Annotated in this window: 19 protein-coding genes; 5 read left to right on the forward strand and 14 right to left on the reverse strand. The window is 74.4% G+C overall.

All coding sequences use genetic code 11. From position 1 onward, the window contains the following. The first annotated feature begins 32 nt into the window (after nt 1–32). The 5 genes from ACFVSN_RS17030 to ACFVSN_RS17050 all read left to right on the forward strand — a co-directional run bounded on the left by ACFVSN_RS17030 (nt 33) and on the right by ACFVSN_RS17050 (nt 3,055). The gene (locus ACFVSN_RS17030) at nt 33–413 is read left to right on the forward strand and encodes an ArsR/SmtB family transcription factor (protein WP_387955653.1); all 381 of its coding nucleotides are present in this window, start codon (nt 33–35) and stop codon (nt 411–413) included. Beyond that, entirely contained in the window at nt 410–1,156 is a 747-nt protein-coding gene (locus ACFVSN_RS17035) for an aquaporin (protein ID WP_387955655.1), read from the forward strand. The genes ACFVSN_RS17030 and ACFVSN_RS17035 overlap by 4 nt, the downstream gene beginning before the upstream one ends. A gap of 130 nt (nt 1,157–1,286) precedes the next feature. Next, nucleotides 1,287–1,640 (forward strand): arsenate reductase ArsC, encoded by a 354-nt coding sequence (locus tag ACFVSN_RS17040; protein WP_380494829.1) that lies wholly within the window; start codon nt 1,287–1,289, stop codon nt 1,638–1,640. 110 nt (nt 1,641–1,750) lie between these two features. Then, the gene (locus ACFVSN_RS17045; protein ID WP_387955657.1) at nt 1,751–2,515 is read left to right on the forward strand and encodes a YqjF family protein; all 765 of its coding nucleotides are present in this window, start codon (nt 1,751–1,753) and stop codon (nt 2,513–2,515) included. 81 nt (nt 2,516–2,596) lie between these two features. Then, nucleotides 2,597–3,055 (forward strand): hypothetical protein, encoded by a 459-nt coding sequence (locus tag ACFVSN_RS17050; RefSeq protein WP_387955659.1) that lies wholly within the window; start codon nt 2,597–2,599, stop codon nt 3,053–3,055. 31 nt (nt 3,056–3,086) lie between these two features. On the opposite strand, the gene ACFVSN_RS17055 is transcribed toward ACFVSN_RS17050, so the two are convergent. The 14 genes from ACFVSN_RS17055 to eccD form a co-directional block, all read right to left on the reverse strand. After that, nucleotides 3,087–3,596 (reverse strand): hypothetical protein, encoded by a 510-nt coding sequence (locus ACFVSN_RS17055; protein WP_387955661.1) that lies wholly within the window; start codon nt 3,594–3,596, stop codon nt 3,087–3,089. 36 nt (nt 3,597–3,632) lie between these two features. Then, nucleotides 3,633–3,758 carry a hypothetical protein gene (locus ACFVSN_RS17060; RefSeq protein ID WP_380444684.1) on the reverse strand — a complete coding sequence of 42 codons (126 nt, stop codon included), beginning with the start codon at nt 3,756–3,758 and terminating at the stop codon, nt 3,633–3,635. 194 nt (nt 3,759–3,952) lie between these two features. Continuing rightward, nucleotides 3,953–4,090, reverse strand: coding sequence for a serine hydrolase (locus tag ACFVSN_RS17065; RefSeq protein WP_387956216.1), 138 nt, complete (start codon nt 4,088–4,090; stop codon nt 3,953–3,955). An 85-nt stretch (nt 4,091–4,175) separates the two neighbouring features. Next, the gene (locus ACFVSN_RS17070; protein WP_387955663.1) at nt 4,176–8,999 is read right to left on the reverse strand and encodes a hypothetical protein; all 4,824 of its coding nucleotides are present in this window, start codon (nt 8,997–8,999) and stop codon (nt 4,176–4,178) included. After that, nucleotides 8,996–9,361, reverse strand: coding sequence for a WXG100 family type VII secretion target (locus ACFVSN_RS17075; protein WP_380444688.1), 366 nt, complete (start codon nt 9,359–9,361; stop codon nt 8,996–8,998). Before ACFVSN_RS17075 ends, ACFVSN_RS17070 begins: the two co-directional genes overlap by 4 nt. A gap of 2 nt (nt 9,362–9,363) precedes the next feature. Further along, nucleotides 9,364–9,825 (reverse strand): YbaB/EbfC family nucleoid-associated protein, encoded by a 462-nt coding sequence (locus tag ACFVSN_RS17080; protein ID WP_387955665.1) that lies wholly within the window; start codon nt 9,823–9,825, stop codon nt 9,364–9,366. 113 nt (nt 9,826–9,938) lie between these two features. Continuing rightward, nucleotides 9,939–12,824 (reverse strand): hypothetical protein, encoded by a 2,886-nt coding sequence (locus tag ACFVSN_RS17085; RefSeq protein WP_387955667.1) that lies wholly within the window; start codon nt 12,822–12,824, stop codon nt 9,939–9,941. 150 nt (nt 12,825–12,974) lie between these two features. Continuing rightward, nucleotides 12,975–13,577 (reverse strand): hypothetical protein, encoded by a 603-nt coding sequence (locus ACFVSN_RS17090; RefSeq protein ID WP_387955668.1) that lies wholly within the window; start codon nt 13,575–13,577, stop codon nt 12,975–12,977. A 4-nt stretch (nt 13,578–13,581) separates the two neighbouring features. Continuing rightward, complete coding sequence (locus tag ACFVSN_RS17095; protein ID WP_380444695.1) at nt 13,582–13,869, reverse strand: WXG100 family type VII secretion target; 288 nt, start codon at nt 13,867–13,869, stop codon at nt 13,582–13,584. A 71-nt stretch (nt 13,870–13,940) separates the two neighbouring features. Further along, nucleotides 13,941–14,282: a WXG100 family type VII secretion target gene (locus ACFVSN_RS17100; RefSeq protein WP_380444696.1), complete on the reverse strand. Its 342-nt coding sequence runs from the start codon at nt 14,280–14,282 to the stop codon at nt 13,941–13,943. 66 nt (nt 14,283–14,348) lie between these two features. Then, on the reverse strand, nt 14,349–17,669 hold the full coding sequence (locus ACFVSN_RS17105) for a right-handed parallel beta-helix repeat-containing protein (RefSeq protein WP_387955670.1): 3,321 nt from the start codon (nt 17,667–17,669) through the stop codon (nt 14,349–14,351). Continuing rightward, complete coding sequence (locus ACFVSN_RS17110) at nt 17,666–20,227, reverse strand: hypothetical protein (RefSeq protein ID WP_387955672.1); 2,562 nt, start codon at nt 20,225–20,227, stop codon at nt 17,666–17,668. The genes ACFVSN_RS17105 and ACFVSN_RS17110 overlap by 4 nt, the downstream gene beginning before the upstream one ends. A gap of 2 nt (nt 20,228–20,229) precedes the next feature. Beyond that, complete coding sequence (gene eccB / locus ACFVSN_RS17115; RefSeq protein WP_387955674.1) at nt 20,230–21,567, reverse strand: type VII secretion protein EccB; 1,338 nt, start codon at nt 21,565–21,567, stop codon at nt 20,230–20,232. A gap of 13 nt (nt 21,568–21,580) precedes the next feature. Continuing rightward, complete coding sequence (gene eccD, locus ACFVSN_RS17120; RefSeq protein ID WP_387955675.1) at nt 21,581–22,978, reverse strand: type VII secretion integral membrane protein EccD; 1,398 nt, start codon at nt 22,976–22,978, stop codon at nt 21,581–21,583. Nucleotides 22,979–22,983 lie beyond the last annotated feature (5 nt).

Consider the following 22,983-nt stretch of genomic DNA (forward strand, 5'->3'; position numbering starts at 1 on the left):
CCACCGGATTAGATGAGCGTCAACATAGACACATGTCGAATCTGGAGCTGAAGGTGCTCGACCAGGACGGGACGGCAGTCGCGTGCTGCTCGCCGATGGTCCGCGAGCCGCTGGACGAAGAGGCCGCCGTCGACCTGGCGAGGATGTTCAAGGCCCTGTCCGACCCGGTGCGGCTGCGGCTGCTGTCGCTGATCGCCTCGCACGAGGGCGGCGAGGCGTGCGTCTGCGACCTGACCGGTCCCTTCGACGTCTCCCAGCCGACGATCTCCCACCACCTCAAGGTCCTGCGCGAGGCCGGCCTGGTCGGCTCCGAGCGCCGCGGGACCTGGGTCTACTACTGGGTGCTGCCCGCCGCGTTGGCCAAGCTGTCCGCCCTGCTCCAGGCCCCGGCCACCGCGGGAGGGTCCAGATGACCGGGATGGCTCCGCTGGGCCGCCGGGCGGCCGTCGAGTTCACTGGCACCGGCGTGCTGGTCGCCGTCGTGGTCGGCTCAGGGATCCAGGCCACCGAGCTCTCTCAGGACGTCGGCGTCCAACTGTTGGCCAACTCCCTCGCGACCGTGTTCGGCCTCGGCGTACTGATCCTGCTCCTCGGCCCGGTCTCCGGCGCCCACTTCAACCCCGCGGTCACGCTGGCCGCCTGGTGGACCGGCCGCCGCGACGGGGACGGGCCCACGCTGCGGGAGGCGGCGGCCTACGTCCCGGCCCAGGTCGCCGGGGCGATCGGCGGCGCAATGCTGGCGGACGCGATGTTCGCCGAGCCGCTCGCGCGCTGGTCGAGTCACGCCCGGTCGGCGCCGCACCTCTGGCTGGGCGAGGTCGTCGCCACCGCCGGTCTCATCCTGTTGATCTTCGGACTGGCCCGCATCGGCCGCGCGCACCTCGCTCCGGCCGCAGTCGCCGCCTACATCGGCGCCGCCTACTGGTTCACCTCCTCCACCAGCTTCGCGAACCCGGCCGTGACGATCGGCCGCGCCTTCACGGACACCTTCGCCGGCATCGCCCCCGCCTCCGTGCTGCCGTTCATCGCCGCCCAGCTCGTCGGTGCCGCCGTCGGCGTCGCCCTGGTCGCGGTGCTGTTCGGCCGCCCGACGCCGACCGCCGAGGACGTCGTGGTCCCACACGGCGACCACCACCCGGCCCCGGCGGCTCGCTGACCCCGCCTTCCCCTCACCGCCTTCTCCTGCCCGCCCCGAAAACCCGAGGATCCCGTTCGTGAGCACTCCCGCCGTCCCGTCCGTCCCCTCCGTGCTGTTCGTCTGCGTGCACAACGCCGGCCGCTCCCAGATGGCCGCCGCCTTCCTCACCCGCCTCGGCGGCGACCGGGTCGAGGTCCGCTCGGCCGGCTCCGCCCCGGCCGAGGCCGTGAACCCGGCCGTGGTCGAGGCCCTGGCCGAGGTCGGGATCGACATCTCCGCCGAGACCCCGAAGGTGCTCACCACGGAAGCGGTTCGGACCTCCGACGTCGTGATCACCATGGGCTGCGGCGACGCCTGCCCCTACTTCCCGGGTAAGCAGTACCTGGACTGGAAGCTCGACGACCCGGCCGGCCAGGGCGTCGACGCGGTCCGCCCGATCCGCGACGAGATCGAACGGCGGATCCGGGGCCTGCTCGCCGACCTCGGCATCGAGCCCCGCTGACGGCGGCGACGAACGGGCGGGGCCTCGGGCGAGCTGCTGCCCCGCGCGGCGGGCAGTGGAGCACCGGCCCCGCCGGAAAGATCGATGTCAGGCCGTGCGACGCTGGAACGATGCCGCCCGTCTTTGCCCCCGCGGAGCCGATAACGCCCGATCCCGTGGGCGACGTGCCGAGCCCGCTGCTCACCCAGTCCTGGCTCGACCTGTCGTTCCTGCACTGGGCCGCCGACCCCGCGGACGTGGCCCCGCTCCTCCCGCCCGGGACGGTGCCGGACACGCACGACGGCCTCACCTACATCGGCCTGGTGGCCTTCCGGATGCACCGCGTGGGCTGGTTCAAGGTGCCGGGCGTCCCGTACCTCGGCACCTTCCCCGAGACCAACGTGCGGCTCTACTCGGTGGACCGGCACGGGCGGCGGGGCGTGGTGTTCCGCTCCCTGGAGGCCTCGCGGCTGCTGCCGGTGGCCATCGCCCGCAGCGCCTTCCGGCTGCCCTACATGTGGGCCAGGATGGAGATCCGCCGCGACGCGGACACCCTCACCTACACCAGCAGGCGGCGCTGGCCCGGACCGCGCGGCGCCCGCTCCCGGATCGCCGTCCGCGTCGGCGGGCGGATCGAGGAGCCGACCGCGCTCGAACACTTCCTGACCGCCCGCTGGGGCCTGCACAACGCCTTCTTCGGCCGGACGATGCACCTGCCCAACGTCCACCCGCGCTGGCCGCTGCACCGGGCCGAACTCCTGGAGTGCGACGACGAGTTGGTGGCCGCGGCCGGCCTGCCGGCGCAGCCCGGGCCGCCGGTGAGCGTGCTGTACTCCCCGGGCGTGCCCGTCCGCTTCGGGCCTCCCACCCGCCCGGGCGGCCTGCCCACCCCCTGAGCGCTCCTCCGCGCCGACCCCTTGCCAGGCGCGCCCGACCCCCGCTTCGATGCGAGTAAGCGAGGAATGGGAGGGGTTCCCGTGCAAGAGATCTGGTTCGCCGACGTCCTGCGGCACCTGCGCGTGCTGCTCGCCGCGTTACCGCCCCTGATCGAGGAGTACCGCGAGCGGCGCGTCGCCGGCGGGATCGAGGGCCTGCTGGAGTGGACGCTCCCGTGGGGCATGGACGACGGCGTCGGGAACGTCCGGCTCACGGTGGTCGAGGTCCCCTCGGGCTGGGGCGAGCGGAAGCGCGTACGGGTCGTCGTGGCGGCGGACGCGAAGCCGTTCCACGAACGGAAGGGCTCGGACGACCTGCCCCTGCCCCGCTACGACGAGAAGGCCCGCCGCCCGCTCTGCTTCCCCCGGAGCGCGAGCCTGGCCGGCGAGATGGCCGAGTACCTGCTGGACCACGTCGACGGCGACACGGGCTCGCTCCGCGCGGAGGCCGGGAACGCGGCGAGCTTCACGGTGGTGATCATGCCGGCCGAGGCCGGGTGAACTCGGCCCGGCCGCCCAGCATCACGGCCCGTCAGGGCCCGTCGGGGCAGAGGTGGGTGTATTCGTGTGCGTGGGCGCTGTACAGCGTCGGCCGGTCCGGGGTCTCGTCGGTGATGAAGATGAAGTCCACCGTGACGTCCGGGAGATCGGCGACGGTGGTCCGCATGGTGAACTGCGGGAGGGAGTGGGTCTCGGGGACGCGTTCCCAGTGCACACCGGCGGCGGCGAAGGCGTCCGAGAGCTCCCGGAAGCCGGGCGGGCCGGGGAAGGAGCCGTACTCACCCGGCCCGCCGGCCGGAAGGACGACGTCGTCGTACCACGTCCGGACGGAGACCGTGTTGACGATCCCGCACCGGCACACGTCGACCGACATGCAGCCGAACCGGAACCACTGCGGCCACGGCAACTCGTCGGCGACGCGCCCCGAATCCTCGGCTTCTCCCCGCTCGGTCACCGGGTACGGCCCGAGCGGGCGCAGGCCGGCGAAGTCCCCGGTCGAGCCGTACCGCGTCAGGAGGTCCACGAGCGCTGCTGTCGTCATGCGTTCATGATCGCACCGGGTGGCCGGGCAGCGGGGTCAGTCGCACAGGGCGGAGCTGAGGACGTCGAGCATCTTGGAGCCGGAGACGGTCATCGTGTTAGAGACCAGCGAGGCGTGGCGGCCGTTGGGGGCGAAGACGGTCATCGTGGTGTAGCCGGGCACTCCGCCGCTGTGGCCCCAGGCAGCGCCGCCGCAGCGCAGCGGGAAGGTCTGCAGGCCGAGGCCGTAGCTCGTGCCGCTCCCGGAGCGGAGACCGGCGGATAGCTCAGTCCGTCGCGCACGACCGCGGCCAGGTCGAAGGTGCCGTCGGCATTCTGCGAGGTCGGATTCTGCGATTCCTTGATGCCGCTGGTGTGCTAGAGGAGCCGGCGCACGGTGATGGTGTTGCCGTCGAAGCCGTTCCCGTCCACGACGCCGGGAAGGTAGCGCTCGATGGGTGCGTCGAGGGAGACCTTGCCCTCGTCGACGATGCGCGCCGTGCACGAGAGCGTGATCGGTCAATCGGCTGTCGACTGTTGTCAGCGGACGGGTGCCGGGTGCCGGCCCGAGGCGGAATCCCTCGGGCCGGTCCGGCGTCGCTCACTTGAGGCCCAGCATCTTCTGGATTTTCGGGGGGATCGAGATGTACCACGTGCCGTCTGGCCGTCGTTGTTTCCCGAGGAGCCGCTGGGCCTTGACGCTCTCGTGTTCCAGCACCCTTGCCCAGGCGCTCCCTTCAGGGGTGTCCCGGCCGAGCGAGTCGGGATCACCGGGAACCTGGATCATGAAACCGGGAGCCTTCGCGAGCCGGCGCACCAGGTCCAGCACTTCCGTCTCGTTCTCCCACTTCTGCGGGATGTTGAGGTTGGGCTCCGGCTGCGCGTGCCCCTCTGCCGGCGCTGCCGCGGCGGACGAGGAGGCTTCTGCGGGGGCGCTCTCGGTGACGACCGGCGGGGGCTCCGTCGGGACGTAGTCCCGCTGGAGGTCCGCCGTGGTGTCGCGGTGGCGCTTCAGGGCGTTGTCGATCAGGTCGCGGTAGTCGTCCTTGCCGGTGACCGGGTGGACGGGACGCGAGAACGGGTCGTAGTCGACGCCGAAGTTCGCGGCCATGTCCATCACGAAGTGGTAGCGGTGGATGTCGGTGAGGTCGCGGCGGTAGTCGGTGTACCAGAGGCTGAGGAGCGAGAAGGCGAGGGCCTTCTTCTCCTCCGGGGTGGCGCCCGCCTCGTGGGCGAGCCTGATCAGTTTGCCGGTGGTGCGCGACGGGCCGAGCGAGACCGGGTAGCCCAGCCGGCCGGCGGTCGCGACGTGCGGGTCCAACTGGTTGGGGGTGGCCGCGGCGCCGCGGAAGGTCCGCTCGACGGGGGTCCGGTCCAGAGGGGGGTTCGGAGGCGGATCGGCCGTGGTGCTCGTCCAGTTGGGATACGTGCGTTCCGACGCGGGGTCCGGGACGTCGCCGAGCACGTAGCCCCTGAACTCGATGTCGGAATCCTGCTGCGCGGCCCTCGCGTCGGGCTCGGTGGTGGGCTTGATCTCCTTGACGGTGACGTGGTGCGCGAGGTCCTTAGGTTCCACCATGTACATGAGTTCCGCCACGTCGTGGATGGTCGAGATCAGCGTGGAGAACGACTCGGTGTGGGGCGAGCCGAGGATGTCGTTGATCGTCTTCGTGCCGTGCTCGACGAACGGGAGGTACAGGCGCTTGAGGGCGGCCAGGTCCGCGCTGCTGCTCCCGAGGTGCTGCGTGAACTCGGCGTTGCCCGTCGTGTTCGCCGCCAGCCACGGGATCAGCTTCGTCTGCACGAAGTTCGAGTTGGACGTGTGGATGTCGGAGTCCTGGCGGACGGACAGGGCGAGGTCGCGCTCGATCTCGGCCATCGGCAGGGACTTGACCCGGTCGAGGACCGCCGAGGCCGCCTGGTCCTTCGTCTTGTAGACGCGGGAGAGGGCGTCCCTGGATTCCGCGCTCCGGCCTCCACCGTTCGCCGTCGGCATGGACGGCGGTGCGGGGGCGGTGACCCACTCCGTGAGGACCTTGACGATCGAGGGTCGTTGGGCCGGGTCGTACCACCGCCGATGGAGGTCCGGGTGGCCCTCCAGGCCGGCGCCGATGTCGTGGTAGCTGCGTTCCGCGTCCTCCTGGACGGTCTTCCCGACCTCAAGGACCTTCGGCGCGTCCCAGCGGGCCAGGTCGTCGGCGTCCATGTGCGGCAGGTCGGTGCGGGTGGCGGTCTCGGGTGCGTCGGGGGCGCCGTGCGGGTGGTCCTTGACGACGGCGGTGTGGTCCACCGTGTCCTCGATGGTCTCCAGGTAGCGGTGGGGCACCTCGGCGGAACTGCTGACGTCGTGGCCCATCAGGCCGTCGCGGTGGACGCCGGGGCCGTCGCCGTTGCGGCGGAACAGGCTGTCGGAGTCCTGGTACTCGTCCTTGAGGCCCAGGTAGTGCAGGACCTCGTGGACGACGCGGGGCATGTGGGTGTCGTCGTGGGCCGGGTCGACGGGCACGTTCCAGGAGCGCTGGTCGAGCGGCACCCGCTGGTCGTTGCGGCCGATGGTGATGGCCTCGGGGTGGTCGTCGCCCGCGACGAGCTTCAGGTCGAGGTGGAACTGGTCGCCGGAGCGCGGGAGTTCGAGGCCGCCGTTGAGGTGGTGGTCGATCGCGCGCTGGATCCGCTCGTGCACGCCGGCCAGCTCGCCGGCCGACATGCCGCTGTGCCCGAGGTTCACCGGCAGCTCGACGGTGTGGTGGCGGACCCAGGTGCCGTTCTCGGCCTGGACGCGGCGCACCACGGAGCGGACCAGGGTCTGCGAACCGGCCAGCGAGTGCGGGGCGTTGCCCTTGAGCGGGTCGCGCGCGGGGTCGAAGCGCTCGGTGTGCACACGGGTGGTCGGCGCGCCGTCGAGGCGGGAGCGCCAGTCGGGCGAGGCCGGCTGCCGCACCGGGCGGGCGACCGGTTCGGGGGTGGGCTCCGGGACGTGGACCTGCGGGACGACGACGGAAGCGGGCTGTTCGTGGGTCTCGTGCGGGGTGCCGGGGTCGCTTTCGAGACGCGGGGGCGGCGGCAGTTCGACGCTCACCGCGACGTGGTCGCCGGTGTGATCGGGCGAGCCCGGTTCGAAGTCCTGGTTGCCGCGCGAGCGCGGGATGACGGTGACGTCGTCGCCGTGCAGCACCACCGGGCCGTCGCTCTGGAGGGTCTCCAGCCGGTCCTTGAGCTCGCTGCGCAGGGCGGTGGCGACCGCCTCGGCGCGTTCCTGCCCCAGCTTGAGGGACTTCCCGAAGTGGGGGAGGCCCTGGTCGAGGACGTTCGCGCGTCCCTCGACGGTCACCACCGGCGGGCCGCCGCCGTCGCGGGCGTTGCGCACCCCGAGGTCGGCGACCTGGCGGGCGGTGGAGCTCAGGGCCTGCTGCCGGGGAGCGGTGAGGTCGGCGGAGCCGCCGTCGAAAGCGATGGGGCCGAGGTCGACCCGCACCGGCTCGTGCGGTGCGGCGGGCAGCGGGGGCTCGGGCGGTGCCGTGTGGGGCGGGAGCGGCGGTGGGACGTCGGGGGCCGTGGAGGTGTGCTCGGGGGTTGTGTGGTGGACGTCGACCGGGCCGGTGGAGACGTGATCGGCCGGGGTGTGCTCGACCGTGGTGTGATCGACCGGTGCATGGACGGACTGGGGCTGGTCGACCGGGGCCTGGGCGGTGGGGTTGCTCTCCGTGCGGGTGACGGCCGGCTCGCCGGCGGTTCGCACGGGGGCGGCGGTTCGGCTGTCCGTCGAGGTGCTGGTGCTGCTCGTTTCGGTGGTGACCCGGGGGGACTGCGCCGATGTCTGCGCCGGGGCCTGTGCCTGTCCTTCGCCGGGACGGGGCTGGTTGGCCGTTGCCGTGGCCGTGGTGTTGTTGCCGCTCGTGGCGGGGGAGTCGGTGGTGCGCGAGACGTCGGCGCCGGTCGTCGTCGGCTTGTCGGCGACGGCGGGTCCGGTGATCCCGGTTGTACCGGGCGTACCGGTTGTTCCGGACGAATCGGCGGGGCGGGTGGCTCCGGCGGTCGTGTCGGTCGGCTTGGTCTCGAAGCCGGGGAGGCCCAACTCCTGGTGGGGCGTCGGGGCCGAGGTCGTGGTTTCGCTGCCGTGGAGGCCGGATCCCGTCGTGCTGCCGGTTTCGCCTCGCGATGCCGTCGTCCGGGCGGGCGTCTCGACGGTGGTGTCCGTGGTGCGGGGGCTGGTCCGCTCCTGCGTGCCGACGGAGGTGCCGGGCTGCCCGTGGGTGGCCTCGTTCGTCGTGTGGCTCTCGGAGACGGACGGCGTGTTGACGGTGCGCACGTCGGGCGTGCCGACGGAGTGGGTGTCGGTGTGGGTACCGCTGTCCTCCGAGACCGTCACGGGCCGGGTGTCGGGCGTCGTCGTCTCCTTGACCCCGGCGGTGTTGTCGCCCGATCCGGTCCGTATCGGGGCGGGCGCGGTGTCCGTCGGGTGGACGGCAGGTGTGTGCACGTCCGGCGTGTGGACGTCCGGCGTGTGGACGTCCGGCGTGTGGACGTCCGGCGTGTGCACGTCGACCGGGTGGACGTCCGGCAGGTGGAGGTCAGGGGCCTTGATCTCCTTGAGGTTGACGGGGTCGATCTTGGTCTTCCCCTCCTCCCCGCCGTGCCCGTGTTTCCCGCCGCCCAGGGCGCCGATCAGGCCGGAGGTGAGGGCCGAGGTGTAGTCGGCGTCTCCGCCGAAGGCGGCGGTCATCGTGGCGGTGGTGATCACACCGGTGGCGCCGCCGACGGCGAGCTTGCCGAGCAGCGAGCCGCCGAACTTCGGTGCGAACGCGCCGAGTCCGCCACCGAGGATGCCCCCGATGGCGCCGCCGATCGCGCCGCCCTCGACGGCCTGGATGGTGCTGTCGGTGTCCCACTTGGTGCGGTCGTGCAGGAGCAGGATCTGGATGCTCTGGATCAGCGCGTCCATCCCGACCATGAACCCGACGCCCGAGATCACCGACACCAGCAGCCGGCGCAGGATCATCTGGACGATCAGGCGCGCGGAGGTGATCGCGGCCGGGATCGCCTCCGGTGCGGCGAACGAGAGGGTGCTCAACTCATACGCGAGCCAGATGAGTTGCGCGAGGACCATGAGTTTGGCGTATTCGACCTGCACCCCGGTGTTGTCGCCCAGGTCGCCGATCTGGTTGGCGGCCTCGGCCATCTGCGGCAGGTTGGTCTGCAGCTGCTGGGTGAACGCGTTGAACTGCTCGGCGACCGGGCCGCTGATGCTGTTCCGCACGCCGAGGGTCGCCGGACCGATCTCCTTGGTGATCGAGTCGAGCTGCTGGGCGGTGTCGTACCAGGCGGCGCCCAGTGCCCGCAGCTTGTCCTCGTCGCCCTTGGGCCAGGACTGGCCGACGGCCAGCCGGGCGACCCAGGCGAGCTCCGGGGGCATGTCGATGCTCATCCGTGCACGGGCCTCTCGGGGGCGGGCCGGTGCTCGCCGGCGCCGGTGTTGATCCGGCGGACGGACTCGATGTTGTTGTCCTCCAGGCGTTCGAAGTTGACGGCCATGGTGCGGATGCCCTCGGCGGTGCTGTGGACCACCTGGCCGATGCCGCCGATGCCCTTGTGGATCTCCTGGTGCGGGGCGTCGTACTGCTTGAAGAACTCCTCGCCGGTGGCGTCGTCGCCCCAGCACGGGCCGAGGTCCGACAGCCGGCCCTCCAGCCCGCCGGCGATCCCCTTGAAGCGGGCCGCGAGCTGCTGGACGTAGGGCAGTTGGAGGTGCAGTCCGTCGGTGTCGACCGAGAACGACTCGTTCGCCATCGTCAGTCCTCCGTTCCGCCGCGCCGGGCGCTGCCGCGGGTCGCCGAGGGGCCGCCCGCGGCGAGGTAGTCCCGCACCGAGTCGGGCATCGTCGGGTCCTCGGCGAGCATGGCTGTCGGATCGGCCTTGCCCTGGAGCAGGTCGGCGACCGAGACGCCGGGCGGCAGCCCGAGCGACGTCAGCTCGGCGACCTGCTGGAGTGCCTGGGCGCGGGCCTGCCGGATGGTGGCCAGCAGGAGCTCGGACAGCTCCTTGGGAGCCATCCGGCGGAAGGCGCCGGTGGGGAAGTCGATGGCGGTGACCTCGCCCTGCGCGGTGACGGTCACCTCGACGGTCTGACGGGGGGCCGTGGCGGTCGAGGTGACCTCGTTGATCCTGCGGCGGGTCTCGACGGCCTCCTCGCGCTGCCGGTGGTACAGCGCCAGCAGGTCCTCGATGCCCTGGTCGTACGGTGTGGTGCTCATGCGCCCCTCCTCGGGGGTGTCGTGCGGTCTCGCGGGCCGGCGGGGGCCCAGGGCGTGTCTTCCGGCTCCGGTCGGTGGGCCGGAGGACACGCCCGAGTGGGTCGGGTGCTCCGTCAGCCGAGGGCCGAGAAGCCCTCCTTGGGTGCGCTGCCCCAGGCGTCGCTCTCCTGGACCAGGAGGTCGGCGATGCCGCGGGGAGCTTCCGGTTCGGCCTCGGGCTCCTCGGCCGACTCGTCCTCCATGAGGAGCGGCTCGTCCCCGGCGGCGCCGGCCCCGCACGAGACGGTGGCGGGGTCGAAGGCGAACGCCGACTGCCCCGCTGCGGCGGCGGCCGGTGCGGAACGGTCCGGCCGCCAGACCGCGAACTGCGGCTCCTCCGGCTCGGGTCGTCCCGCTTCCCCGCTCCAGGTGGCCGTTGCCTCCGTGGTGTAGCCGGGGGCCATGACCTCCTCCTCGTCCTCGGTCGGCACCGTCCAGAGCAGCGGGACGAAGGCCGAGCCTGCCGCCTCCCAGGCTTCGTGCTCCTCGTGCTCGCCGCTCTCGGTCGGCAGCGGCAGGGGCGCGGACAGCGGGTCGGCAGGCGAGGCCGCCGCCGGGGCCACCTCTTCGAGCTCGGGCTCGGGCTCGACCACGGCGATCTCGGGTGCCTCCGCCTCCGCCTCGGTCTCGCTCTTCTTCTCCTCGACGGTGGTGGCGGCGACCGCGGCAACGGCGACAGCGGCCGCCGCGACGATGACCGGGGCGACCGGCGCGACCGGGGCTGCGGGCTCCTCCCACTCCGGCACGACGACCGGCGAGGCAGGTGCGGCCGGAGCGGTCGGTGCCACCGGCAGCGGCAGCCCGTCCGAGCCGAGGACGGCCTGCTCGGCCGGAGCCTCCTGCCCGGCGGTCGCAGCGGGTTCGGCGCCGAGAGGCGCGTCGCCGGAAACGGTGACGGGGCTCCCGCCCGCCGTGGTGAGACCGGGGCCGCCCGCGAGCGCACCAGCGGTGATCTCCTCCTCCGCCGCGTCCAGTTCGTCCGCCCACGGCTCGATGTCGCTGTCCAGCAGCCCGGAGGCGTCGCTGCGTTCGCCGGGCGCGTTCTGCCCGGCGGCGCCGCCGCCCATGCCGGGCATCATCGGCATCCCCATGCCGGGCGCCTCCGCTGCGCCCGCTGCGCCCCCGGCCTCGCCGAAGCCGGGAAGGACGGTGGCGCCTGGCGCGGCCTGGGCGTCGGGCAGGCCGAGCCCCGGGCCGTCCAGATCGGCGGTCTTGACCGGCGGGAGGTCCAGGGCCGCGCCACCGGCGGCGGTGCCGAGCGGGGAGCCGACCTCCTCGCCGGTGACGGGGCTGCCGGCCCACGGCTCGCCGTTCGCGTCCAGCAGGCCGGAGGCGTCGCTGCGTTCGCCGGGCGCGTTCTGCCCGGCGGCGCCGCCGCCCATGCCGGGCATCATCGGCATGCCTGCGCCACCCATGCCCGCGCCGCCCATGCCGGCGCCGGGGCCCTCGGAGATGAGACCGGTGCCGCCGGCCGGGGAGAAGGCACCGGGGAGGCCGGACTCCGTCGTGGTCTGGCCGGGGAAGGCGGTGCCGGTGCCCAGGCCGTCGGTGAGACCGGGGAAGGCGGCCGGGGAGCCGGCGTCGATGCCGCTGCCCAGCCCGTCGCCAAGGCCGCTGCCGAGCCCGCCGCCCAGGCCGTGCGAGCCGGTCCCGGAGCCGACGCCGGTGGCGCCGGGGAAGGCCACCGGCTTGCCGGTGCCGAACGTGCCGTGCGGGGAGGAGAGTTCGCCGCTGCCAGTGCCGGTCTGGCCGGGGAACCGGGCGCCCCGGGCGTTGGTGGTCGTCCCCGGCAGGCCGACCGGCGCGACGCCCGGCAGGTTGCCGAACTCGCCCACGCCGGTGCTGCCGGGGAAGCGGACCCCGCTGCCGGTGCCCGGGTTGATCGCGTGGTCGAAGGCGAGCGGATCGAGGCCGGCCGTCTCCGGCACGCCGGTGCCGGGCCCGCCCGTGCCGAGCTTGCCGGGGAACGGCAGTCCGGTGGTCGGCAGGCCGCTGACCGGCAGGCCCGTGCCGGGGCCGCCGGTGCCCAGGCCGCCGGGGAAGTGCAGGCCGCCGGCGCCCGGCCCGTCGCTCAGCGCGGAGAAGTTCTTGAGGCCGCCCGCGCCGGGGCCGTGGCCGGTCCCCAGGTCGCCGGGGAAGGGCTGCGGCGCGCCGCTGAACTTCTTCAGGTCGGGCATGTTGAAGCTCTTGGCGGGGCCGAGCTGGTTCGGGCCGCCGTGCTCGAAGTCCTTGAGGTCGGGCAGCTTGGTGTTCGGCGCGTTGGTGTCCGTCAGCTTGGGCTGGTTGACCGGCGGGGTGATCGGGGCCGGCGCGCGGACGGAGTCGATGGTGACCTGGTACTCGCCGGCCAGGCTCTTCAGCACCTTGCGCATGTCGGCGGTCATCATCTTGACCAGCTCGGGCTTCTGGCTGATCGGGATGAGCCCGTTGGACATCGCGGTCACGCCCTGGGCGATGGCCTGGTTGGCGTACCAGGTGTCGATCTGGGAGATCAGGTTCTGGGCGTTGACCAGGTTGACCGCGTTGTCCGCGAGTTGCTGGGGAACGGAGTAGGTGTGGGTCGAACCGCCGGACAGGACGTCGGCGGTGGCCTGCACCTGCTTGGAGAAGGTGGTCAGCATGGTCGTGAAGGCGTCGGCCGCGTCGCCCTTCCACGGGCCGTGCTCGCCGGCGAGGGCCTTGCCCTGGTCGACGAGGCTCTTGGCGACGCCGGCGAGGAGCAGCTGGACCTGGTAGAAGGTGTCGGCCGCGTTCTGCAGCGACTGCGGGTCGGAGACCGACTTGCCGTGGCCGCTGTCGTCGCCGGTGCCGGCGGCCATGCCGTTGATGGCGGCCTCGATCTGCTTCCAGTCCCAGGTCTCGTAGTCGCCCGTCGAGCCGGGGTCGCTGCCGGGCGCGCCGTAGACCGCGCCGTCGTTGCCCTGGTTGAAGCCGTTGCCGTTGTAGTTCGGGTCGCCCATCGCGCCCTCTCCCTCCTGTCGTTCCGCCGTCCGTCGGCCGTCCCGCCCGGTGTGGTGTCCGGTGTGTGGCCCGGTGTCCGGGCCCGGCGGTCCCGCCGGGTCCCCCGCGTGTGGTGCGGGGGACCCGGACGGGGTTCCTGCGCGGGGTCGTCAGGTGTTGCCGTTGCCCGGCTTGCCGCCGCCCCCGCCTCCGCCGCCACCGCCGCCACCGGGGGCCGGGCTGCCCCCGGCATCGGTGACCAGGCCGCCGAAGTCCGCCGACGAGTTGCCCATGAAGGTCTGCAGCTCGGTCGACGCCATGTGGTTGGCGTCCTCGATGGTCTTGTACTTCGTCGCCAGGTCGATGACGCCCTGGTGCAGGTCGGTGAGACCCTTGGCCAGGTCGTCCAGCACCTTCTCGAACTGCTTCTTCAGCCCGTCGTCCCCGTTGGGGCCGTTGACCGCGATGCGCATCTTGTTCGCGTGGTAGAAGGCGCCCGGCGCGATGTTGACCGCGTCCAGGAGCTTCCGCGCGTCATTGGTCGGCTGGATGAGCAGCTGGATGTTTTTCGCGAAGGTCTCCATCGAGGCCGTGTCCACGGACGTCCCGCTGTGCTGGCCGTCCGGGGGCGGCACCGGCGGCGCGGTGAACGTGGTGTGCGCCGTCGCCGTCCCGGTGCCCGTGGCGTCGGGGACGCTGGTGCTCCCGTGGTACGGGTCGATCGGGGGCTTCGGCTTCGGCTTGTAGTGGTTCGGGGGGATGTAGCCCGGCATGCCGTCAGCCCCAGAGCTGAACGCCCTGGCGCTCACCGTGGGAGTAGTACTCGTTGATGGTGCCGAGCATCTGCACGGCGGTGGCGGCCTTGGCCGTCATGTCGGCCGCGGCCTGGTCCCACTGCGCCTTGACCTGGGTGTAGGTCGCCTGGGCGTCGCTGGTCCACGCCTGCAGGTTGATCCTGGCCTGGCTGTCCAGCTCGGCCAGGGTCTGGTTGAGCTTCTGGGTGATGGCGTTCATCTCGCCGACGATGTAGTCGACTTGCTCCATCTGGACCGTGTACGTGCTCATGCTGCGTTCTCCTCGACTGGGACGGGGTGCCGGGGCGGTGCGGACCGCCGCCGGCGGTGGAAGGGGGTGGCTCAGACCGGGAAGCCGGGCAGGCCGGTGACGCCGGAGGCCATGGCGGAGGCCACCTGGCCGGCGATCTGCTGGGTGTTCTCGTGGGTGTTGGCGTACACGTTGGTGTTGGCCGCGAGCTTCTCCAGCATCGTGGTCAGCGCCTGGTTGACCTTCTGGAAGTCGGTCAGCCAGTCCTGCATCGCCTGGTGGTAGACCTGCGCGGCCTCGCCGCTCCAGCTGCCGCGCAGGCCGTCGATCTGGCCCTCCATCTGCGCGTACGAGCCGCTGGCCTCGTCCAGGGCGGTCTGGAAGGTGCCCTGGGCGGCCGTCATGCCCTGGATTTCCACGGAGGTCAGTGCCATGGGTACGTCCTTTCATTTCGGGGGTCGCACGGCGCTCGCGCACCGTGCGGGGTCACGGAGCCGGGGTCAGGAGTGCACCAGGGGTGCGGTGCCCGGCGTCCGGGGTTCTTGGGGGACCGGGACGGCCTGCGGCGGCGCGGCCGGAGTCTCCGGTGCGGTGGGCACGGGCGGCAGGTCCTCGACGGCGACGGTGCGCGCGCGGGCCGAGCGGGCCAGCGCGTCGCCCAGCCGGTGCGCCGCGAACGCGCCGCCCTGCGGAGGCTGCGCGGCGTACCGCGCGACCAGCTCGGTGCCCGCCGCCTCGCCCAGCTGGAAGCCGAGCGAGCGCAGGCGGCGGTCGGTGAGCGTCACGAGCTCCTCCGCGCGGTACGCGGCGAGTTCGACGTTCTCGGCGAAGGCCTCCATCAGGTCGGTGTGCTCGCCCAGCACCTCCATGACGTGCGCCGTGCTGCCGCTCAGGGCCAGCACCACGCCCGGCCCCGAGGCGACCAGCCGGGTCAGCGACGTCAGCACGGCGGTGCGGGCGGCGGGTGCGCGCTCGGCGAAGGCCGGGTCCAGGTCCAGCAGGAGGAGCCCGCCCTCCGCCTCGGCGCAGGCGGCGGCGAACCGGAACCCGGGCTGCTCGGCCCACCGGGCCGGGACGGTGGAGAGCGCCAGCCGGTGGGTCACGCCGGTGGACAGCAGGCCGAGTTCGGCCAGGCCGCGTCCGTACAGTCCGGCGATCGCCCGACGGCCGCCGCCGGGCGGGCCCTGGAGGATGATGTTGCCCAGGCCGGCGAGCGGTTCGCCGGCGTCGCGGAGGCGGGCCAGCTGCGTGAGGCGGGAGCGCAGGGTCCGCCGGGCGCCGTCCAGGCCGACGAGGCCGTCGATGCGGCGCAGCGCGGGCGTGTCGAGCGGGGGAGTGCCCTCGCTCACGGGGACCTGCGCGGCGGGCGCCGACGGCGCGGTGGCCCGGGCAGCCGGCTGGGCGGCCGGCTGGGTGGCCGCGTGGACGCCCGCCTGGTCGCCGGGGACGGTGATGACGTCCTCGCTGCTCAGCCGGCTCAGTTCGCTGTCGTCGGTCGGCGGGTGGACGGCCAGCCGGGACGCCTGCCGGCTGATCATCTCCTCGAAGACCTGCCGGGCGACGCGGCCGTTGCCGAACGTGGCGCCCTTCGGCACGTCCTCGAAGTAGCGGTTGAGCGCCTCCAGGGCGCCGGCGTCCAGTTCGTAGAAGTGCTTGGCGCACAGGCCGCGGACGATCGTGACCAGCTCGGCGGGGCTGTAGTTGGGGAACTCGACGGTCCGGGCGAAGCGGGAGGCCATGCCCGGGTTGGAGGCGAGGAACTGGTCCATCTGCGCCGAGTAGCCGGCCACGATGACGACGATCTCGTCGCGGTGGTCCTCCATCAGCTTCATCAGGGTCTCGACGGCCTCCTGCCCGAAGTCCGGTCCGCTGCCCCGGGACTGGTTGGTCAGGGTGTACGCCTCGTCGATGAAGAGGACGCCGCCGAGCGCCTTGGTGAAGACCTCGGAGGTCTTGATCGCGGTGCCGCCGATGATCTGGGCGACCAGGTCGGCGCGGGCGACCTCGACGATGTGGCCCTGGCTGAGGATGCCGAGCTCGGCGAGGACGGCGCCGTACAGCCGGGCGACGGTCGTCTTGCCGGTGCCGGGCGGACCGGCGAAGACGAGGTGGCGGCTCATCGGCGGCATCGGCAGGCCCATCTCCTGGCGCCGCTGGGCCATCTTGTTGACGTTGATCAGGCCGGTGACCTCGTGCTTGACGCTCTCCAGGCCGACCAGGGCCTCCAGTTCGGCGAGCGGCCCGGTGCCCAGGTGGCGCGGCGCGCCCGCCGGGTCGGCCGGTCCGTGCCCGCCACCCCCGGCCGGCGCGGTGCGCTCGTCGCCGCCGGTGTCGAGGCGCTCGACCGAGACCCGTCCGCCGGACTTGAGCTGGTGGACCGCCGTGCCGCCGTTGTCGCGGATCTCGCAGTCGTGCACGCGCACCGGCTCGTCGGTGTTGCAGCGCACGCCGTCACCGGAGTTGTCGAAGACGGCGCAGTTGTCCAGTTCCGCGCGGGAGGACGCCTGGACGTTCAGGCCGTGGCCGCGCGCGCCGCTGATCCGGCAGCCGACGGCCGTCACCGCGCCGCCGCCCGAGACCTTGATGCCGTCGGCGTCCGAACCGGCGAACCCGCTGTCCCGGGCGGTGAGTTCGCAGTCGGGGCCGACGACGGTCCGGCAGCCCTCCAGGAGGGTGGCGGTCAGCTCGGCGCGGGCGCCGCCGGCCATCGCCAGGCCGGTGCCCGCGGTGGCGCGCAGGCGCAGACCGGTGAGCGACGCCTGCGCGCGGTCGGCGAGGTCCAGGCCGATGCCGCCCGGTCCGCCGTCCATCGTGAACTCGCCCTGCCGCACCGTCAGTCTGGCCTCGCCGGTGGCCCTGGCGGCCACGCCCGCGCCCGTCACCGTCAGGTCGGCGCAGTCCGCCTCGCCGCCGGCCTCGACCAGCAGGCCCACCGGCGTGCCGGCGATCCGGCAGTGCTCCAGCTGCGCCCGCGAGCCCGCGGTGACCTGCACGCCGCCGCTCGTGGCGCCCTCGATGACGCAGTCGCGCAGGACCGGGGCCGCGCCGCCGCTGACGTGGACGGCCTGGCCGCCCGAGCCGGTGAACGTGCAGTCGGTCAGCAGGGTCTGGACGGCGCTGGTGAGGTAGGCGTCCAGGGCGGCGCTGCCGGTGACGGTGAGTTTGCGCAGGTCCGCGCGGCCGTTCTGCTCGACGGCGATCGCGGGCTTGCCGCTGCCGTCGATGCGGCAGGACTCGACCAGCGCGGTGCCGTGGCCGTTGACGCAGATCCCGTTGCCCCGGGCGCCGCGGACGGAGCACTCGCGCACGGTCAGCCGCCCGTGCTCGGCGACCACGACGGCCGACGAGCCGACGTCGGTGATCTCGCAGCGCTCCACGACGTTGCCGCCGCCGGAGGTCACGACGATCCCGGCGCCCTGCGTGTTGGTCACCGTGCAGTCGCGCAGGCCGAGCACGCCCTCGTGCCAGGCCAGGACCGCCGCCCAGGCCTCGCCCGCGACCTGGCAGCCGTCCAGCGCGGCCTGCCCGCGCCGCACGTCCAGGACCGGCGCCTCGCGGTCCGCGCCGCTCAGGTGCAGGCCGGACAGCTGGACGGCCTCCGCGTCGAGCACCACCGTGCTGCCGGCCGCGGAGTGGATCCGCACGGTGCCGGCCGGGCCCTCGGCGGCCAGCGTCACCGCCTTGGTGACCGTCAGCGCCTCGTCGTAGCGGCCCGGTGCGACGGTGATCAGCGCGCCGTCCACGGCGTCGGCCAGGGCGGCGGCGATGGACCGGTGGGCGCCCGGCCGGTCGCCGGACACCAGGAGGACTTGCCGGGTCACTTCTCTGCTCCCTCGATAGGTGCACGGGTGCCCTGGGCGGCGCGGGCCGACGGCTCGGGCGGGGCGGTGATCAGTCCGGGCGGGGCGGTGAGCGGCGGGCCGCCGGGCCCGGGGCGTCCGTGGGTGGGCAGTTGCTCGGCGGCCTGGGTGAGGCCCTCCAGGGCGATCTCGTCCAGCGGCAGCCGGGGCGCGTCCGGGTCGGCGTCCTCGTCGCCCTCGGACGGCAGCAGCTCGCGCAGCAGCACCGGTTCCGTCGCGGAGCCCGCGCGCAGCACCTTGAAGGCCGTCCCGGGCGGGAAGAGCACGCGGTCGGGGTCGGAGGGGTCGAGCAGGCTCGTCCGGCGTGCGGTCATCGACCAGATCAGGAAGTCGGTGGTGCCGTCGCCGGGGGTCTCGGGCACGGTGATCCGCGCGGTGCAGAACGCCCACTCGGTGGCGGCCCTGCCCTCCTCGTACCAGTCGAGCTCCGGACCGGAGACCGCGGCCCGCAGCAGGGCCACACCCCGGTACGAGGGCAGGCGGTTCAGCCCGGACGCCACGCAGCGGGCCAGCGGCACGTGCGGGCCCGCCGCTCCGGCGCGCACGGCGGCGTCGACGGCGGCGCTGTCGCCGGAGAGGTAGAGGCGTACGGCGACGAGGTCGGTGAGGGCGTCGCCGTCCAGCGCGCGCGAGGAGCTGCGCAGGCCCGGCGACTCGGACATCACCCGGGCCACCGTGCCCGCGACGGCGTGGTACTGGGCGCTGAACTTGCGGCGCACCCAGTCGCGTTCGCGCTCCAGCCCGCGCTCGGGCGGCAGCGCGAGGGCGGCGGCCGACGGGACGGGCTGCACGCGTACGGCGGTCGCGCGGGTGGCGGCCGGGGGAGCGGCCGACGGGGTGGGCGCCGCGGGCGGGGACGCCGGGGCGTCGACGGTAGGCGCGGGCTCGACGGGCGGCGCGCTGGGGGCGCCGGATTCCAGGCGGATCCGGGGCATCGCAGGGAGGGGCGCGGGGGTGGGAGTGGGCGCCACCGGGGCTTCGGCGGGCGGGGCCGTCGGCGCTGCCTCGGGGGCGACGGCAGGGGCGTTCGACGGCTCGATGGACGGCAGCTGCGGCGGGACGGGCGCGGCGGGTGGGACCGGCGCGACGGGCGCCACGGGCTCCGGCGGAGCCGACTCCAGCAGGGACGTGAGGACCGGGGGGCTCGTCGGGGCGGGCGCGTGCTCGGGGAGGGCCTCGGACTCCGTCTCCAGCACCGGAACCTTCGGCTCGAAGGCCGGAGCCGGCCAGTCGGCGACCGGGCCCGGGGAGGACGTCACCAGCGACGTCGGCAGCGGCGGCGGTGCGGAGACGGGCTCTGCCGCCGCCTCCGGGCTGCTCACCGGCACCGGGTCCGGCTCGATGACCGTCCCGGCGGCGGGCGTGGGCGCACTCACCGTCACTGGGTCCGGCTCGGCGACTGTCCCGGCAGCCGGCGTCGGCGCGCCCACCGTCACCGGCTCCACCTCGACGACCGTCCCGGCCGCCGGCGTTGGCGTACTCACCGGCACCGGGCCGAGCTCGACGACCCCCTCCGCAGCCGCCGTCGACACGGGCGCCGTCGACACCGGCGCCGGCGCCTCGATGGACGCGACCGGCGGCTCCACCACCCGCACCGCAGGGGCGTCCGCCTCCGCGTTCCACGCCGGCGGCTCCGCCAGGTACCCGGGCGCCGGCGAGTAGACCACCTCGCCCTGGAGCACCGGCCCGCCGCCGACGGCCTCGGCGGCCGCCGGCCCCGGCGACAGCACGACGCGCTGGCGCAGCGCGTCCGCCAGCACCTGTCCGAGCGCGCCGCTGCCCTCCGGCAGCGCGACCGGCCCGAAGTGGACGAACCGCACCCCGGTGCGGGCCGAGGGCAGCACGGTGCCCCAGAAGCGGGTCACGTCGGCCAGCGGCACGGCCGGTCCGCCGGGGCTGCCGAGGACGACGGTGAGCGCGTTCGGGTGGCCGGGCAGTGCGGCGATCAGCCGGCGCCGTCCGGCGGCGAGTTCGGCGGGCCGGGCGCTGCGCACCCACACGCCGCCGGGCACGGGTTCGACGACGCCGAGCGGGCTGGTCTGCCAGATGCGGTCGTAGGTGGCGAACTCCCACAGCGGCTTGGGGTAGCGGTGCGAGTCGCGTTCGGCCGCGCGGCCGGGCCGCAGGCGCAGCCAGCCGGTGCCGCTGTCGGCGGGGACGAACAGGCCGCCGCCGGCGGTGGGCAGTGCCTCGCCGTCGGGGGTGAGGACCGTTCGCCGCAGCTGGTCGGCGATCCGCTGGCCGACCGGCGGGCCCTCCACCGAGGGGTGGAAGACCAGCCGGAGGCTGCCGGGGCGGCGGGCGAGCAGGTCGGCGAGTGCCGGCCAGGCGGTGTCGAGGTCGGCGGGCAGCAGGTCCACCACGACCAGCGTGTGCTCGGGGTCGGGCGTGAGCGCTCCGGCGAAGGCCAGCGCGCTGGGCTCCGGCGGTCCCTTGGGGTGGACCAGCAGGGCGTGCCCGGCGGTCCGGATCCGCAGGGCGGGGCCGGCGGCGCGGGCGGGCTTCATCGCGAGGCGCACGGCTAGCCTCCCTGCACGGTGTCGGCGGCCGCCCGGGCGGTGAGCGTCGGGCCGTGGCCGAGGAGCTTGAGGAGGTCCTCCGGCAGCGCGGTCGCGGGGGCGCCGGTGATGCCGAGGGCCGTGCCGGCGCGGCTGTCGCCGAGCGGGTAGGCGATGCCCTGATCGGTCACCAGGAACGTCTGCGCGTTGCCGTTCTGGCGGGCGAGCTGCTCCAGGTCGACGGCGAGCATGCCGCGGGTCGGCGGGACGAGCACGGTCCGGGTCCCGGTGGCGGCCTGGCCGCCCTCGACGACCAGCTGGCTGGTCAGCCTGGTGCCGTCCGCGCGCTGGCGCAGGCACGCGGTCTGGGCGCCGGCGTCCAGGCCGGGGGCGCCGAGGACGTCCGGCAGCGCCGTGAGCAGCGACTGGTCGGGGGAGACGGGGGCGGCGGCGATGTCGGTGGCGCCGACGGTCAGGACGGCCGGGGCGCCGGGGCGGGCCGCCAGCAGGGCCGCGGCGGTGGCGCTGGCCGGGGCGACGCCGGCGTCGGTCATCACGTAGGAGTGCTGGACGCCGCCGGTGGCCGTGCGGAAGAGCTGGCCGACGGTGACGTCGTGCCCGGCGACCCGGCCGGCCGGCTTCCCGGCGTCCGGGACGGCGGCGGCCAGCGGGGCGCCGGTGGGCAGCGCGCCGAGCCAGTTCTGCGGGGTGGGCACCGGGCGGTCGCCGTCCAGGCCGAGCGCGATGAGCGCGGTGTCGGAGGGCACGGGGTAGCGGACGCCGCGCCAGAGCAGCCAGTGCGAGCCGTCGGGGGCGGCGAGCAGCACCTGCCGGTCGTCGGGGAACGCGGCGGTCTGGCCGTCGGGGGCGAGGTCGAGCAGCTGGCCGCCCGCGAGGTCGGGCCGCAGGCACCAGGTCCAGGGGCCGGGCAGCAGGCCCGCGGGCGCGGGCAGCGAGTCGGGGGCGCCGGGGATGCCGACGGGGGCGCCGTGCGGGGTGGTGCCGAGTTCGGCGCCGGAGACGGTGTGGACGGCGCTGCCCTTGCCGCCGAGGAGGAGGGCGGAGGCGTAGTTGCGCACCGGCCGGAGCTGTCCGTCGAGGAGCAGGTACCGGTTGCCGGTCTGCTGCTCCACGATGATCGACCCGGGGTTGCGCCAACGGGTGTCCGCCACGGGCGCGATGAGCCCGTAGACGGCGAAGCCGACGCACAGCAGCACCACGACTCCGGCGCCGAGCACGGTGGCGAGCGTGGCCCGCCCGGTCGGTCCCTCGCCGCGGCCGACGTCGCCCCGGACGAGGGCGGTGGCCAGGCGGGCCATGGCGAAGCGGTACGCCTGGAGGTGGTCGCGTCGTGTCTGCATGCCCGGCCCCCGCTCAGCTCGCCAGCACGCGCAGCGCGCTGTAGACGTGCAGGGCCTGGAGGACCAGCGGCAGGAGGGCGATCACGGTGGCCGTCTCCAGGATGTCCCCGGCGTGCCCCCAGATCGGCAGCAGCCGGTCCGTCAGCCGGGGCGCGCGGACCAGCAGGAGGACGGCCGCGGCGAGCAGCACGGCGGGCACCAGGATCCGGGCGGCGGTGCCGTGGGAGGCGGCGTGCGCCAGCAGGAGCAGCGCCAGGCCGAGCGTGCCGGCGAGCACGGCGGAGACCCGCTGCAGGACGCCGGTGAGCCCGCGCGAGCGCAGCAGCACCGCGCCGGCGAGGACCAGCGGCAGCACCCAGTTGATCCAGCCGGGCTCGCGCACCAGGAACCAGAAGGCCGCCGCGTACAGCACCGCCGACGCCAGGGCCAGCGCGTCCAGGTAGTCGTTGGCCGCCCCGGCGGCGCGCTCCAGGCGGGCCTGGGGTTCGGGGGTGATGTCCTGCTGGAGCTCCTCGGCGTCGTGCGGCAGGGCGGGCACCCGCACCCCGGCCAGCCGCAGCGCCAGCCGCGGGCCGAGCTGCCCGAGGACGAACAGGGCCGCCGTGACCACCGCGAGGGCCTGCGCGGCGTCCCAGTGCGCGACGTGGACCAGGCCGGCACCGGCCGCCGCCGCGACCGCGGTGAGCAGCGCGGTGCCCGGCAGCAGGAACGGCAGCGGACGGACGATCAGCAGGACGCCGCAGACGACGGCCGTGGCGACGGCGCCGGCGAGGACCTCGGCCGGGCCGAGCAGGAACGCGTGGTCCGGCCCGCCGCGGAAGGCGAGCCCGGCGAGGGCGGCGAGGGCCATGGCGCCGACGGCGGCGGTCAGCACGGTGCCGCGCCGCGCGCCGGGCCGGGTGCCCACCAGGCAGGCGGCCGCCAGCAGCGCGGCGGCGCTCACGCCGGTGGTGGCCGCGGTGAGCGGTCCCGGGCCGCCGCTGAGCAGGGCGGCGGCGAGGACGGCCAGCATCAGGGCCCCGGCCGCCAGCGCGAGGCGGACGGTGGCCACCGGCTGCCAGCGGTCCGTGCGGCCGCCGATCACCTGGGCCACCCCGTCGGCGACGTCGTCGAAGTGCAGCGCGGGCAGCGCCGCCTCGGCGGGCCGCAGGTGGAGCACGTCGCCGTGCTTCAGCCCGAGGCTCTCGGGGGTGCCGTCGGGGTCGAGGGGGTTCTCGCCGAGCCGCTGGAGCACCTGCACGGTGCCGCGCTCCTGCGGGCTCAGCGTCAGCCTGCCGAGGAGCACGGGGAGCAGGGCCGAGACGGGGGTGGAGACGGGGACGGAGACGTCGAAGCGGCCGTCGGTGTGGACGACGGTCAGCCGGCACACCTCGGTGACCGGCGGGGCACCGGCGGGCGCGGGGGTCGACATGTTGC

The organism is Kitasatospora sp. NPDC057904, assembly GCF_042887925.1.
In the GTDB taxonomy this organism is placed as follows: domain Bacteria; phylum Actinomycetota; class Actinomycetes; order Streptomycetales; family Streptomycetaceae; genus Kitasatospora.